Genomic DNA, 14,903 nt, shown 5'->3' on the forward strand with positions numbered 1-14,903 from the left:
TTATACATGCCTTATGCATCTTTCGATTCCATATGCTCCGTCCATATTACTGTGTTTCTTCCATTCAAAGAATAGTCACGATTCTGTATATACATACTTGGGTTATGAATATAGAGAGCAAGCATATCATCCAATGATGAGATGAACATTCAGCATGTCTGTCGCACAGAGAGAACTTCAACTAGAAATTGGGGGTGTAATATTGAGCCTGCTTCATCTTGCTGTTATTTTCCCTTTTGCCATGGGGATTTTGCTTATGATGCTGAACCGCTTTTTCCGTAGAATACATATGGGGTGGCCGGTTCTTATCGTTCCGGTGCTGTTGTTCGGTTATTTTGCAAGCCTCATACCTTCCGTGTCTCAGCGAAATATGATATCCGGCTATGTGCCCTGGATTCCGTCACTGGACATCGGATTTAATCTATATCTGGATGGCTTAAGTCTGCTGCTAACACTACTTATTACCGGAATCGGGGTTCTGGTGGTGTTTTACTCCATCTACTACATGGACAAAAAAGAAGATTTGAACCGCTTCTATCTGTATTTGCTCATGTTTATGGGGGCCATGCTGGGCGTTGTACTGTCCGATAACATGATTGTATTGTACGGATTCTGGGAACTTACAAGTATCACGTCATTCTTGCTGATCGCGTTTCATTACAAACGCAAGGCTTCCACTTCAGGCGCACAAAAGTCATTTTTGATAACCGTGTTTGGCGGGTTTGCCATGTTAGCGGGATTTATGATGATGTACTTGATGACTGGAACGTTTAGTATCCGTGCAACCATTACGGAATGGGGACAGATTCAGGATAGTGCATTATTTTTGCCTGCATTGGTGCTGATCCTGATCGGTGCATTTACCAAATCCGCGCAGTTTCCCTTCCACATCTGGCTGCCGGATGCGATGGAAGCTCCAACTCCCGTCAGTGCATATCTGCATTCGGCCACAATGGTTAAGGCTGGCTTGTACGTTATAGCCCGCTTCACGCCCATCTTTGGGGGAGAGGGAACCTGGTTTTGGCTGGTCACTGGCGTAGGTCTTCTGACCTTGTGTTACGGATCGTTCCTTGCTGTGAAAAAGAACGACCTGAAGGCCATTCTCGCCTATTCCACGATCTCACAACTTGGATTAATCATGTCCCTGCTTGGCGTCGGCTCCGCTGCACTCTACTTCGGATATGGCGAGTCTTCTGCCGTTTATACCGTTGCCATCACAGCGGCCCTGCTTCATCTCTTCAATCACGCAACCTTCAAGGCAGCACTATTTATGGTCGTCGGCATTGTCGATCATGAAACAGGGACCCGCGATATTCGCAAGCTCGGAGGATTGGCTTCCTTTATGCCAATCACGTTCACTGTAGCGCTTGTAGGAGCACTTGCCATGGCGGGTATTCCGCCTTTCAACGGTTTCTTGAGTAAAGAGCTGTTCTTCCAAGCCATGGTTGAAGTGACACATCTGCGCATCTTCGGACTTGGCTCGTGGAGCATCCTGCTGCCTGTACTCGCCTGGCTCGCCAGCGTATTTACTTTAATCTATGCACTGATCATCGTGTTCAAAACGTTCCTCGGTAACCGCCGCACGGAGCTTCCGGCGGAGAAGCTGCATGAAGCGCCGGTTGGTATGCTGATTCCTCCGGTAATCCTCGGTGTACTTGTCATTACATTCGGACTTTTCCCGGATATGCTGGCTGGATCGCTTATTGAGCCTGCAATGGCCTCCGTGCTTCCAGCGCTGCTGGACGGAAACGAGCATTTTGATGTTCACTTCTCCTTATGGCACGGAATCACACCGGAATTAATCATGACCATCGGTGTCATTATTCTGGGTATCACGTTGTATAAACTATTACCTCGCTGGAGAAATGTGTATGAACATTACCCGCAGGGCCTGACCATTAACAATATGTATCACATCATTCTGGATAATGTGCAGCATTATGCCCGCAAATGGACAGAAGCTTACATGAACGGATCTGTCCGCAATTATCTGGTGTACATCTTCTCGTTCACGGTTGCACTGCTTGGATATGCCTTTTTCCGCTCAGGCGAGAATATTACCTGGAATTTCAAAGGGCATGCTCCCTTCTCATTCTATGAAGCAGCCCTGCTTGTCGCCCTGATTGCTGCTGCAGTCTCCATTCCTTTTGCGAAAAACAGACTCTCTGCGGTCATTATGACGGGTGCTGTCGGGTATCTGGTCACATTGCTATTCGTATTGTTCCGTGCACCCGATCTGGCATTGACCCAGATGATCGTGGAGACCGTATCGGTTGCGCTGTTCCTGCTGTGCTTCTACCATCTGCCTGAGCTTCGACGTGGACGGTCCAGCCGCAGGTATCTCAGTGTTAACATGATTGTCGCCATCGCAGTGGGTATTGTAATGACTTTCGTAGCTCTTGCCGCAAGTGGAACAGCCTCGCTGGAGAGCATCTCCAATTTCTTCATTCAGGAGAGCTATGACCTTGCAGGCGGTAAAAACGTCGTCAATGTACTGCTCGTAGACTTCCGGGGATTCGATACGATTCTGGAAATCATGGTGCTGGGGGTAGCCTCACTATCCATCTATTCCATGATTAATCTGAATCTTGAAGCCAGGGATCTTGGAGCGCGATTGAAATTCCGCAAAAAAGAAGAAACCAAAGATAACGATAATCTGGATGAAGAAGCAGATAATACGAAAAAATATGGCAATCAGGAACGCAGCTCCTCCACTTGGGATACCGTTCCCTTACAGAGTAACGATGTGCTGCTGCAAACGACAACCAAAGTCGTAGTCTTTATCATTTTGACGTTTGCGCTGCATTTGTTCTTCGCAGGACATCATAACCCCGGCGGCGGTTTCATTGGTGGATTGGTCACAGCCGCTGCTCTGGTTTTGATTGCTCTTGCATTCAGTACCGATACGGTACGCAAGGCGCTGCCCATTGATTTTCGTATGTTGACGGCCATTGGATTAGTTATTGCCCTGTTGACGGGGGCCGGCTCCTTTTTATTTGGGGTTCCCTTCCTCAGCCAGACCTTCGGTTATTTCGAACTTCCTTTGCTGGGAGAGACCGAGCTTGCTACCGCGATGCTGTTCGATCTCGGCGTGTATATCGCTGTCCTTGGTGTCACCATGACCATCATTCTACAGATCGGGGAGGATCGCTGATATGGAAATATTGATGTGCGTTGCCGTTGGCATACTGTTTGCCGTCGCCGTCTTTTTAATCTTGTCACGGAGCCTGCTCCGAATCGTACTAGGCATGTCCATCCTCACGCATGGGGTGCATCTGCTGCTGATTACAATGTCACGTCTGAAGACTGGTGCTCCTCCCTTGCTGGGAGAAAATGCAGAAAGCTATGTCGATCCGCTGCCCCAAGCGCTGATTTTGACTTCCATTGTCATCAATTTCGGGCTAACCGCTTTCTTCTTTGTTCTGTCCTACCGCTCTTATCTGAAATTGAGAACAGACGACATGGAAGAAGTAAGGGGGCGTCCATATGAATAATCTTGTGGTTCTACCTTTGCTGCTGCCGCTGATCACTAGTGTTATTACCATTTTGTTCTTCCGTAATGTCCGCATTCAGCGCACGGTTAGTGTCATGGGGACGCTTTTGACTGCTGCTGCATCAACCGTATTAATTACACAGGTCGCAAGCTCGGGCGTACAAACCCTTAATATGGGCGGCTGGGCCCCGCCATACGGTATCGTTCTGGTAGCGGATATGGTATCTGCCCTGCTTGTTGTGGCTGCTTCCATCATTGCTCTGGCATGTCTGCTGTATGCTTTTCGAAGCATTAACAAAGAGAGAGAAGAACATCATTTTTACGTTTTCTTTCACTTTCTGATTGCAGGCGTGAACGGTTCTTTTCTGACAGGCGACCTGTTCAATCTCTTTGTCTGTTTTGAACTGATGCTGATCTCTTCCTATGCGCTAATTGTGCTGGGAGGAACGGAAAGACAGCTTCGCGAAACGATTAAGTATGTCCTGATCAACATTGTTTCTTCCGCCTTGTTTGTCGCTTCCATCGGCTTCCTCTATTCGATAACAGGCACACTGAATATGGCGGACTTGTCCAATCGGATTTCCGAGGTGGGTCAGAGTGGTGTAATTACACTGATTGCAGTCCTGTTTCTCATTGTGTTCAGCATCAAGGCCGGCCTATTCCTTTTCTTCTGGCTATCAGGTTCGTATGCAGCTCCTCCTGCAGTGGTAACGGCTTTGTTCGCCGGATTGCTGACCAAAGTAGGCCTGTATGCGATTGTGCGCACATTCACGCTCATTTTTTATCATGATCCGGATTTCTTCAATGCCCTAATCGGCTGGATGGCTGGTGCAACCATGATTCTCGGGGTTATTGGCGCCATCTCCTATCGTGACGTGAACAAAATTTTGGTTTATAACGTGGTTGCAGGTGTCGGGTTTGTGGCCTTCGGCATGGCCGCTGCGAGTCGTCAGGCTCTGGAAGGGCTGCTCTTCTACATGCTGCATGACATGTTGATCAAAACGCTGCTCTTCCTGCTGGGAGGTGCCCTGATCGCCGTTGCGGGTACATCCAAACTTGAGAACATGGGTGGCTTGCTCCATCGTTATCCACTGCTTGGATGGATGTTCTTCATCAGCGCACTTGCACTGGCAGGTATTCCTCCATTCAGTGGTTTCCCGGGTAAGCTGCTGCTCTTCGAGGGTGGCTTGCAGGCTGGCCTTTACGGTCTTACGGGAATTGCGGTGCTCTCCAGCCTGCTGATGCTCTACTCGGTCCTGCGTATTTTCATTCAGGCCTTCTGGGGCGAACCGCCAGCAGGTATCGTTAGACGGCCTTACGCGGTAAACGGACTCTTGATCCCTGCCGGCATCCTGTTCGTATTTATTATCGTCATGGGCTTGGGGGCTGAAGGAATGTTTCAGCTAACCTCCCGCGCAGGCGACATTCTACTGCATCCCAATATTTATATTGATGCAGTATTGAAGGAGTAGATGCTTATGGCCTTTCAGATCATACTGAATCTTATCATTGCCTTTGTATGGATGTTTCTGAACAATGCCTGGAATGGCGTTGGTTTTCTTATTGGTTACCTGCTCGGTCTGCTGTTAATCGGAAGTATGCGGCGGTTCTTCCCCCAGCGCTTCTATATCGTTCGAGTCTGGGCCATCATGAAGCTGCTCTATCTGCTGTTCAAGGAATTAATACGAGCCAGTATTGAGGTTATTCGCCAGATTATCAAGCCCAGGCTTGAAATTCGTCCTGGCATTTTTACCTACCGGACTCAATTGTCCTCCGACTGGGAGGTTACCTTTTTATGCCTGCTCATCTCGCTGACACCAGGATCGTTACCACTTGAGATATCTGGGAACCAACGGAAGCTGTTCATTCATGCACTGGATATCAAGGATGAACAAAAAATGAGGGATGATATCAAAAATACGTTTGAAAAAGCCATTATGGAGGTGACGCGATAATGCTATCCTCAATGTTATTTATATCCCTGCTTGTACTGTCCTTGGCCATCCTGGGTTGCTTGTACCGTGTGCTGCGCGGTCCTTCCATGGCTGACCGGATTACGGCCCTGGATACCATCGGCATTAACGTCATCGCCATTGTAGCTGTGCTGTCCATGATGCTTCACACGCAAGCCTATCTGGATATCATTCTGCTGATTGGTATTCTTGCTTTTCTCAGTACAGTCGCATTCGCACGTTACATTGAACGGGGGGCGGTATTCAAAAATGAAGGAGATCGTTAATGGAACCGCCGAAATTGCTATCGGTCTGATTGTTCTGTGCGGAGCTTTACTGAGTGCACTTAGCGCCTTTGGACTCATACGATTACCAGACGTTTACCTGCGTGCGCATGCTGCGACTAAAAGTACAACACTCGGTGTGTTTTGCGTACTCATCGGAACATTTTTCTTCTTCTGGTACTTCGACAACTACATTAGTGCGCGCGTACTTCTTGGCATTGTGTTTGTCTTTATTACCGCTCCGGTTGCCGGGCATCTAAATGCACGCGCAGCCTATCGGACAGACGTTCCACTCTGGGAACAGAGCGTACAGGATGAGCTTGAACCGCTGCTCAAAGGTAAAAAAGTCAACCATGAAGCCAAGGATATGATGGAATAATGAAATGATGAAGACCACTTCAATTCCTATTAAAAAAATCAAAAACAACCCCGCAGCAACCGCACAAGGTCGTGTTGTTACGGGGTTGTTTTCGGCTTCAGTGACGCGGCTAAATTATAAAAACCTGTCCAGCCAATCATACGCCTTGGCACCGCTGATTTCGTGCCCGCCTGAAAAGAAGTCGGCACCCAGGACATCCAGCGCACCCTCTTGCGCATAGATCTTCTCCAATCTGGTGAATGCTTCTCTGGCCGCGGCCTGCGGAAATACCCGGTCGTCTGTTCCTGCTTCAATGAATAATGGTCTTGGCACGATCAGACCGATGATATCCGGCAGCTCCGCTTCCCGCAAGATACCTGGAATGTAATTATCAAGACAGTGATTTCGGTCCAAAATACTTGCTTGAAAGGTACTGGCATATCCGCTGATTATCGCCGCCCGGAATCTTACATCCAGCGCAGCCGTAAAGGCAGCAACGAGCCCTCCACCCGAAATGCCCATGATTCCAATCCTATCTGCATCAACTTCGGGGCGGGTAGACAAATAATCGAGTACCCTCATCGTCTCGTAGACACGATGTCCGGCCAGTGTCCGTCCGGCCATGAGCAGATGAGCTGCAATCTTCGTGCAGGAGCTGATTCCTGGCGCTTCATCCTTGTCCTCATCTAGTCTTCGATCACCGAATCCGAGCAATTCTGGTGCGGCAACCATGTACCCTCGCTGGACCAGGGATACGGCAAAATCCTTATGCAATCCCGGCGCGGCGGCTCGCGGTGAGCCGTCAGGCTCCATGCCGCATATCTCCCGGCTCCCATAACCATGTCCATGACAGGCAATCATGGCAGGCACAGGTGTATTTGTGTTACTTACCTCATTAGGAATCAATACGTATATTGGCATGCGCAAGCCTGCATAGGTCGTAATTTCCACGCGTTCCCTCACGTAACCCTCGCAGGCAATACGCTCCAGCACGACAGCATTCAACTCTGCATCATCAGCCGGGAAACCACCAAGTCGTGCACGTATTGCCGAACGCAGCTGTCCACTCCATTGTTCCAAAGGCTTTCCTGCCTGATATGCATAACGTCCGCGCTCAGTCGTTTGTTGTACCAGATAAGATTCAATCGCAGTCATGAATGGTATACCTCCTGGTTCATTCGCTGCACCAATCCATATGAATTAGAACATACTAGATGAACTAATGGATCAACATCCGTACTATTTTCCAGTACATTATAGTTCAAGCCCATGGCCCATGAATTGAATATTCATGCCGCATTACCCCGAAACCCTGCTATTCTTATAAAAAAAGAGACATTCCCCTAGCCTGCAATGCAGACTTCAGGAATCTCCCTTTATCATAAAGTAGCTACCTTATAGAAACTAGGAACATTTTGCATGCCGGGGAATCAGATCCATGTTGACCAAGCGTTATGTTTTTTGTCCTGGGAGCCACCAATTCCATCTTCCCATCAGCTTCATTAGTGCTGGCACGAGCAGCAAACGAATAACTGTGACATCAATGAACACCGCAGCAGTAATGCCAACGCCAAGCTGCTTCACTCCTTCCACATCTCCAAAGGCAAAAGGTATTGTCACAGCAAGCAGAATAGCAGCAGCCGATGTAATCAGACGACCTGTTGAAGCAAGTCCCTGCATGACCGCCTGGTCACTATCTCCTGTCAGACGATACAGCTCCTGTATCCGGCTGAGCATAAATACGCCATAGTCCATCGAAATACCGAAGACAAGTCCAGCGATAAACACTGGAATCATGATAGCAATCGCCGAGGGCTCCATTCCCAGATGACCCTGATTGAAGACCAGCACCAACACTCCAAAAGAAGCTGTCAGGCTGAGTATATTCATCAGTATTGCTTTGATTGGAATCAGCAGCGAACGAAATGCCATCAGCAGTACCATGTAATTAGATACAATTACGAAAACCAGCACCTTGGGCAGCTGTCCCAAAATTTCCTGCATAATCTCAACTTGGGAAGCAGCTTCTCCGCCATAACGAATAGGTATCCCCTGAGCACCTTGTTGCGCGTCCCGTTCCTTCATCATGTTCAGCCAGTCTGCAGCCTGTTCCGATCCGGCTGCTCCCTTAATGGTCACCACCAATCGAATAGCATCCTCCGATACATATGAGGAGAGAAGCGAATCGTGCAAGATCAGCTCGCTACTCGCTCCTCCAATCGGCGAGGTTCTGTTTTGTCCTGACCTGTACTTCTGATCCGTTCCCCAGACGGATTCAATCTGAAGAACATTCTCATCCTTTTGCAATTCCCTTACCTTTCGAAGTGCCATGTTCCAGTGTGATGCGGTTAACCTCTCTCCCGTTCCTCCGATGAGGATGTCAACCGAAGCGATGTCCTTTTGAGCGAAAACCTGCTGCATCCTCTCAGCAGCTTGTCTGGATTCTATGGTTGCTGGTAGTGAGGTTGCGTCCGGAATCGCCATCTCCAACTGCCTAACCGGAAGCACACAGAACAGCAGAATACCTGTACCCAACAAGGTCATCCGTATCGGTCGTTTCATCACTGTGCCAAACCATCGAAACCATATGGAGGGCTTACGCAGCGGCGTACGGTTTGAAAATTGCTTTTTTCGTTTAAAGATCCGCTGGGCATAGAGGGTAAGAATGGCTGGCAGCAAGGTCACATTGATTAACACGGATATCATCAGCACCGTCATGGCACCAAGCGAGACACTCAAAAACATGGGAAGTCTGATCCAGACGAGGGACAACAGACCAAGCAGCACACAAGCAGCAGAAAATAAAACAGCCCTTCCGGCTGTACGCAGTGTCCTCTGGATAATCTCATACGAACCATGTCCATGATCATGCGGAGACAACTGCATCTCATCCCTGAATCTGCTTAGAATGATCAGTGCAAAATCGATGCTTAACGCCATTCCCACCATCGGTATGACATTAATAACGAAATTCGAAAGTTCCACGTAATGCCCCATGAGAGAGGTCATACCCATGGCTGTGACCACACCGACGATACCCATAAATACAGCAGCAAGGGCTGCATATAAACCTCGAAAAGCAAAAAACAGAATAACCAGGGCAATGGGTAAGCCAACGATTTCCGCACGCTCCAGATCCCAAAAGCTCAATTGATTCACATCCTGCTGAACGACAGGTTTGCCGGTTAAACGAATCTTTCCTTGGTCACCTGCTGTATTCAGGGAACGAAGCTGCTGGGTGGGAGCATTCATCCGGTGCGCCGGTACATCAAAATCCAGGAGTGCATATGCCGTGCCATCCCGCATCATTGCGCTTCTTCCAGCCTCAAGCGGAGAGATTATGGTTGTAATATGGGGCAGCGTGGCTACCTCCTGTAAATGTCGGTTGACCCAATTCCGAAATTCTGCTGGAGAAGTGCCTGTCTGTTTTTCATAAACGACAATAATCGGATCATCCGGAATTCCGAAGTCTTCCTTGAGAATACGTTCAATATGCTGTGCATCTCCATGAATCCGTTTCAACCCATGATCCTGAAGAACACCGGGCAGATTCCATGCCCATACGGCGGATACCCCGATAATAAAAACCCAGCTGATCATGATGAACCGTGGATATCGGCCTATGAGGTAAGCAAGGCTGCGATAAACCATATCCAAGCTCCTCTTCTATCAGATTGGCATTTCATTCATCATTTATGATGGCTAGCAGGGCCGTACAATACAATCAAGTAACACACCAGAATAGTACAAGTCTATTCAACCCAGAATGAGTTTATGTTCAGCAAACAAGGAAAGACGGACAAGACCTGCACGTTCGCACAGGTTGTCCGTCTTGATTAATCGATTTAGATAATTAACATGAGGGATCCCATATGAAAAGATGAAAAGTGAATCACCAAGTGAATACCTTATACAGGCCGAACTACCGTAAATCGCTCACCAAGTTTAGCGTAATCATTGCCCGCAAGCCGGCTTACAGGCTTAAGATGATCCATCAAAATGTAGTGATGCGCGGGGTCATACACTTTTTCATTAAAGTGATACTGTACGATGCGAACGAGAAGCAGATCCGTTACAGGTTTTCCTTCGTCATTAGACACCGGAATATGCTGATACAGACGGCATTCCATGCGGATCAGTTCCTGTATTCCGGGAACCGCCACAACTGAACTGGGCACCGTGGTCAGGCTGGTTCGCTCCAGCTCGCTCTCATGCGGCTCAAGCAGTGCTGCTGTCTCGTTCATATCGTTAACAATCGATTCATCGCAGATATGTACGACCAGCTCTTGCCCTGTAATCGCATTGCGGGCGGTATCTTTCATCACTCCATCCTTACGGTTAATAGAAATGGACAACAGTGGCGGATCGGAGCTAACGACATTAAAGAAACTGAACGGAGCTGCATTCACGACGCTGCCGTCCTCTGAAATGGTTGTCACAAAAGCAATCGGTCGCGGAACGACCGAACCACTCATTAATTTATAATTATCCCTGCTCGTCAGATCATTTGGATTCAATGTATACATCATCGACCTATCCCCTTTCTTAATCGGGAACGGATGGTTCCCCTACGGACACTGTTACTTCGTAAGTATATATCGGGTCATACTAAAAAAACAAAAAACTCTCTGATGCCCATGGACACCAGAGAGTTGTAAGATGATATGCAGCACATATCATGTGCCATTTCATTTATTTAACAATGCTCTTCTGGATATCTTCCAGAATTTGCGTGTTTGCTTGCACTCCGCTATACAACCAGCTGCTTGTGCTCTCAAACTCGTATACTTCTCCGTTTTTCACAGCAGGAATACTTTGCCAGACTGCATCCTTCAACGCTTCTGCTCCTGTTCCCTTATCACTGTTAACCAGGAAGAGATAGTCAGCATTCATATCTGCGATTCTTTCCAAGGAAACCTCGGACCAGTTCCCTGTTGCTTTTGCCGATATTTCCTTCACAACTTCTGGCTGCTGCAGTCCGAGCTCATTGTACATGACTTCACCACTGGAGACATTGTTACTAACCACATAAAACTTGTTATTGAAGAGCCAGAGTGCTGCTGCAGTTTTCGTACCACCTGTTGCGGCAGCCACCTTTTCCTTAATTTCTTTTGCTTTTGCATCATAATCGTCAAGCGCTTTTTGAGCTTCATCTGATTTGTTCAACAGCTCACCTATTTTCAATAGGGCCTGACGCCAATCCTTGTTCACATCATCACCAAGTACATACGTTGGGGCAATTTTATTGTATTGTTCGTACTTCTCCCCTTCTACTGTACTCTCCGAACCCATAATGATTAGATCCGGCGAGAAGCTGGCAACAGCTTCAAAAGGAAGTTCGCTTGCAATAGTAGGGACTCCATTCAGAGTTCCTTGAAGATAATCCTGCACACTGCTGCCATCACGTGCTGACCACTGAGCAGCTGGCTTAACGCCAAGTGTTACCAGATGATCTTCCAGATAGGAAGCGATAATGCGCTGTGGATTAGCTGGAATCGTCACATCATGACCCTGTGCATCTTTTACAGTGCGTTCTGTTGGAGCTTCTGTCTGTGTCTCCGTCTCCGATGTTGTATTCGTCTCTCCTGCTGCAGTTCCATTATCTGCAGATTTCGTTCCGCATGCAGCCAGCCACAATGACATGACCATAATCGTGATTAGCAGCATGATCCCTTTTCTATTGTTCTTCAACACGTGATTATCCCCTTTCATGATGAACACCTCAATATGAGCTGGTATGGCAATGTAAAAGAGCCCTATACCCTTCGGTATATAATCCCTGTATGTACTTGTCCATTTCCATTGACAATGATAATTGTTATCAACTGAGTTGTCAATCCGGTTTTACCATTACCACGTTCATTATCTCGTGCTCCATTCACCTTTGGGCGAATGCCGCCATATGATGTTTTCAGAATATGACGACAGGAAGGATGTTCATAGATGGATTACATCAATCATACTTATGCAGGTTACGGAGAAGACCGCTCTGTTCAATTTCCATTATTCCCGGGTGGCAGCCAGGGAGGGCAGCCTATTCAAGGAATCCCCGGTGGACAGGGATCGTTTCCCCCATACTTTCCAGGTGGAACCACCGGCGGACAGCCGCCGTTCTTTCCAGGAGGAGGCCAAGGTACGGTTCCAGGCGTTCCCGCACAGTTGTCGCAAGGCAATCTGCCCACCTTGTTAAGCGCCTATCCACGTCCGGTTGGGCAGCCACCAGCTGAGATGGTATTTCTATATAATCTGATCAAAAGCAGCCCCGGTCTTCTGCCATTGTTTATCCAGCAGCAACCACAGAATTTGACCCAGGCTGTGCAATTCGCCCAAACAGGCGTAACTGCCCCAAGGGATCAGAATCAGCGTGTACTGCCGAATTTCTGTTACAACCGGTGGTCCCTTGTATTCACAACCAATGACGTCTTTCTTATGTGGCCTGTCACTAATATCTTTGGTTTTGTCGTCGGTTACTTCTATCCGTTCCTGACCCCTGGCATTCTGCTTAATACACAAATCTTGTTCGCTCTTTGCTAGCACACAAAGCGCCCCACCCGAAGTATTGAGCTTCGAATGGGGCACTTAAATTGTTTATTGGGTCTGCTGAGGGTGCCCACGCTTACCGACCATAACCAAATAGATCAGTAAGGCACCAAGATCCGCACATGCGATAACGATCCCCATTGGTACGGCGGTTCCCTCTCCTCCCAAACCGACGAGGGGAGCTACGATCCCGCCAAACAGGAATGTCATGACCCCGATAAGTGCAGAGGCACTGCCAGCTGACTTCTCCTGGTTAGCCATGGCCAGCGCGAAGGAAGCCGTGTTGACGAGACCTACACTGGAAACGACAAGAAATAACGGAACCAGGATGGAGATCAGATTGCCTCCCATTAGGATCGCAATGAGCAGAGATGTGCCTCCCACAGCAGCGGCCACGAGGCCTGCTATGAGCAAACGCGTTTCGGACACTTTCCCCGCCAATCTACCAGCAATCTGGCTTGCCAGAATGATTCCGAGACCATTAACGGCGAAGCAGATACTGAACATTTGCGGAGAGACGCCGTAAATCTTTTGCAGTACAAATGGTGAACCCGATATGTACGCAAACATTCCCGCTGCTACAAATCCTTGAGTCAATGCATATCCCATGAACAGACGGTCCGCTGCGATCTGCCGGAATGTGACCAGAGTCTGCTTCAACCCTCCGCTGGATCTTCGTTCGGACGGCAGGGTCTCTCCAAGTCCAAAAATAACGGCCAGTAACGTAAGCACCCCAATAAGACTTAATAAGATAAAGACACCACGCCATGAAGTATAAGCAAGCAGCTGTCCACCGATAATCGGTGCTGCGATAGGCGCTACCCCGTTAATAAGCATCAGCAGGGAGAAGAACCGGGTTAACTCCGGACCCGAATACACATCTCTTACCACTGCCCGGGATATAACAATTCCGGCTGCGCCTGCAGCCCCCTGAATAAAACGCAGCACAACAAAAGAACCCATTGTCGGACTCACCAGACATAGTATAGAAGCAATCGTATATAGCACAAGTCCTGCAATGAGCGGCGTACGACGTCCTCGTACATCACTAAGGGGACCTGCCAGCAGCTGCCCGGCAGCAAGCCCGACCATACAGGCTGTTAAGCTGAGCTGTGCATACGAAGGAGAGGAATTGAAATTCTCAGCCAGTGTAGGCAGTGCGGGCAGATACATATCCAAGGACAACGGACCGAAGGCCGACAGTGTCCCCAATATTAATGCCATACGCACACGTGATGATGATTGGTTATTTAAGGATGCTGATGAACTATTCATAGGGATTAAACTGTTCCTTTCCTTACGATGTTTCCTGTTTACTTAGTGTTCTCCATCTCCAAGCAGCCGAAGCAGGTTGGATGGCAGTGTAAACTGCTGATTGTTAATGATAATGCGGCGCAGCTCCTCCTCATCCCGTTCATTCTCTGCATCCTTGATCTCTTGTATCTCCCGATGAAGCCTCTCCATCTGTTGATCAAGCGCATTGGCGGAATCTGCTGCACTTTTTAATTCCTTGGTCAGACGTTCAGGAACGTCCTTATTGTATTTATAAAAGATTTTATGTTCAAGGCTCGCCCAGAAATCCATGGCAATGGTACGGATCTGAATCTCAACGCAGGCACGCTCTTCACCATTGGACATATAAACAGGCACATCCACCAAAAGGTGCAAGCTTTGATAGCCATTGGGCTTCGGATTCTGGATATAGTCCTTCACTTCAAGCACACGCAGATCACTTTGATTGCACAGCATATCCTTGATCCGATAGATGTCCGAGATAAAGGAGCATGTGATACGAACGCCGGCAATGTCCTTGATGTTTTTCTTGATGCTTTCGAAGGTCAGCTCGTGATTTTTGCGAAACATCTTGTTCATGATACTTTCGGGAGACTTCAACCTGGATTTCGTATGCTCAATCGGGCTGTAATCATGCAAGGACTGAAACTCTTCCTTTAAAACTTCAATTTTGGTTTCCATCTGATCGAGAGCAAATTTATAAATCATCATGAATCTGGTAATTTCGTATTTGAATTTCTTGAATTGGTCAATCGGATGTGGAGCGTTCATCATCGTTTTCTTCCTTTCTTTTATGCACACTTGAGTAATTTACAGATATAAGAATTCAGGCGGCCCGCACCTGTCTCTGATTCATTATAAAACATATGGAGCCAATAAACGAATTTGTGTCACGTGGGCAGTTAGCATGAACAAGAGGTATGGGATCAGATTTTTGACACATGCTACATGGTATTCCATGCTCTATACCTTGTCATATCTAC

At 47.9% G+C, this 14,903-nt stretch carries 13 protein-coding genes; 7 read left to right on the forward strand and 6 right to left on the reverse strand.

Going from position 1 to position 14,903, the window contains the following annotated elements; all coding sequences use genetic code 11:
- Positions 1–202: 202 nt before the first annotated feature.
- The 6 genes from GUA98_RS00875 to mnhG are packed head-to-tail and all read left to right on the forward strand — an operon-like array spanning position 203 to position 6,108.
- Positions 203–3,154 carry a Na+/H+ antiporter subunit A gene (locus GUA98_RS00875; RefSeq protein WP_193721782.1) on the forward strand — a complete coding sequence of 984 codons (2,952 nt, stop codon included), beginning with the start codon at positions 203–205 and terminating at the stop codon, positions 3,152–3,154.
- Position 3,155: 1 nt separating this feature from the next.
- Positions 3,156–3,494: a Na(+)/H(+) antiporter subunit C gene (locus GUA98_RS00880; RefSeq protein ID WP_095358434.1), complete on the forward strand. Its 339-nt coding sequence runs from the start codon at positions 3,156–3,158 to the stop codon at positions 3,492–3,494.
- The gene (locus GUA98_RS00885; RefSeq protein WP_193721783.1) at positions 3,487–4,965 is read left to right on the forward strand and encodes a Na+/H+ antiporter subunit D; all 1,479 of its coding nucleotides are present in this window, start codon (positions 3,487–3,489) and stop codon (positions 4,963–4,965) included. The genes GUA98_RS00880 and GUA98_RS00885 overlap by 8 nt, the downstream gene beginning before the upstream one ends.
- 6 nt (positions 4,966–4,971) lie before the next feature.
- A complete protein-coding gene (locus GUA98_RS00890; protein WP_095287536.1) occupies positions 4,972–5,448 on the forward strand; it encodes a Na+/H+ antiporter subunit E in 477 nt (158 codons plus the stop codon).
- Positions 5,448–5,732: a Na(+)/H(+) antiporter subunit F1 gene (locus tag GUA98_RS00895; protein WP_095287537.1), complete on the forward strand. Its 285-nt coding sequence runs from the start codon at positions 5,448–5,450 to the stop codon at positions 5,730–5,732. Before GUA98_RS00890 ends, GUA98_RS00895 begins: the two co-directional genes overlap by 1 nt.
- Positions 5,716–6,108, forward strand: a complete 393-nt coding sequence (gene mnhG / locus GUA98_RS00900) for a monovalent cation/H(+) antiporter subunit G (protein ID WP_110822468.1) — start codon at positions 5,716–5,718, stop codon at positions 6,106–6,108. Before GUA98_RS00895 ends, mnhG begins: the two co-directional genes overlap by 17 nt.
- 114 nt (positions 6,109–6,222) lie before the next feature.
- On the opposite strand, the gene GUA98_RS00905 is transcribed toward mnhG, so the two are convergent.
- The 4 genes from GUA98_RS00905 to GUA98_RS00920 all read right to left on the reverse strand — a co-directional run bounded on the left by GUA98_RS00905 (position 6,223) and on the right by GUA98_RS00920 (position 11,781).
- Positions 6,223–7,242 carry an alpha/beta hydrolase family protein gene (locus tag GUA98_RS00905; RefSeq protein ID WP_193721784.1) on the reverse strand — a complete coding sequence of 340 codons (1,020 nt, stop codon included), beginning with the start codon at positions 7,240–7,242 and terminating at the stop codon, positions 6,223–6,225.
- A gap of 297 nt (positions 7,243–7,539) precedes the next feature.
- A complete protein-coding gene (locus GUA98_RS00910) occupies positions 7,540–9,738 on the reverse strand; it encodes an MMPL family transporter (protein ID WP_153978172.1) in 2,199 nt (732 codons plus the stop codon).
- A gap of 257 nt (positions 9,739–9,995) precedes the next feature.
- Positions 9,996–10,613: a flavin reductase family protein gene (locus tag GUA98_RS00915; RefSeq protein WP_193721813.1), complete on the reverse strand. Its 618-nt coding sequence runs from the start codon at positions 10,611–10,613 to the stop codon at positions 9,996–9,998.
- A 166-nt stretch (positions 10,614–10,779) separates the two neighbouring features.
- The gene (locus GUA98_RS00920; RefSeq protein ID WP_321573817.1) at positions 10,780–11,781 is read right to left on the reverse strand and encodes an iron-hydroxamate ABC transporter substrate-binding protein; all 1,002 of its coding nucleotides are present in this window, start codon (positions 11,779–11,781) and stop codon (positions 10,780–10,782) included.
- Between the two features lie 249 nt (positions 11,782–12,030).
- Here GUA98_RS00920 and GUA98_RS00925 point away from each other — a divergent pair, with 249 nt between their 5' ends.
- On the forward strand, positions 12,031–12,621 hold the full coding sequence (locus GUA98_RS00925) for a hypothetical protein (protein WP_193721786.1): 591 nt from the start codon (positions 12,031–12,033) through the stop codon (positions 12,619–12,621).
- Positions 12,622–12,675: 54 nt separating this feature from the next.
- Here the strand turns inward: GUA98_RS00925 and GUA98_RS00930 are convergent, their stop codons facing one another.
- Together GUA98_RS00930 and GUA98_RS00935 are read right to left on the reverse strand one after the other, a co-directional pair.
- Positions 12,676–13,902: a multidrug effflux MFS transporter gene (locus GUA98_RS00930; RefSeq protein ID WP_193721787.1), complete on the reverse strand. Its 1,227-nt coding sequence runs from the start codon at positions 13,900–13,902 to the stop codon at positions 12,676–12,678.
- A gap of 42 nt (positions 13,903–13,944) precedes the next feature.
- The gene (locus tag GUA98_RS00935) at positions 13,945–14,691 is read right to left on the reverse strand and encodes a GTP pyrophosphokinase family protein (protein WP_095287774.1); all 747 of its coding nucleotides are present in this window, start codon (positions 14,689–14,691) and stop codon (positions 13,945–13,947) included.
- Between the last annotated feature and the right edge of the window lie 212 nt (positions 14,692–14,903).

It is taken from the genome of Paenibacillus sp. P13VS, assembly GCF_015143645.1.
Classification (GTDB): domain Bacteria; phylum Bacillota; class Bacilli; order Paenibacillales; family Paenibacillaceae; genus Paenibacillus; species Paenibacillus xylanilyticus_A.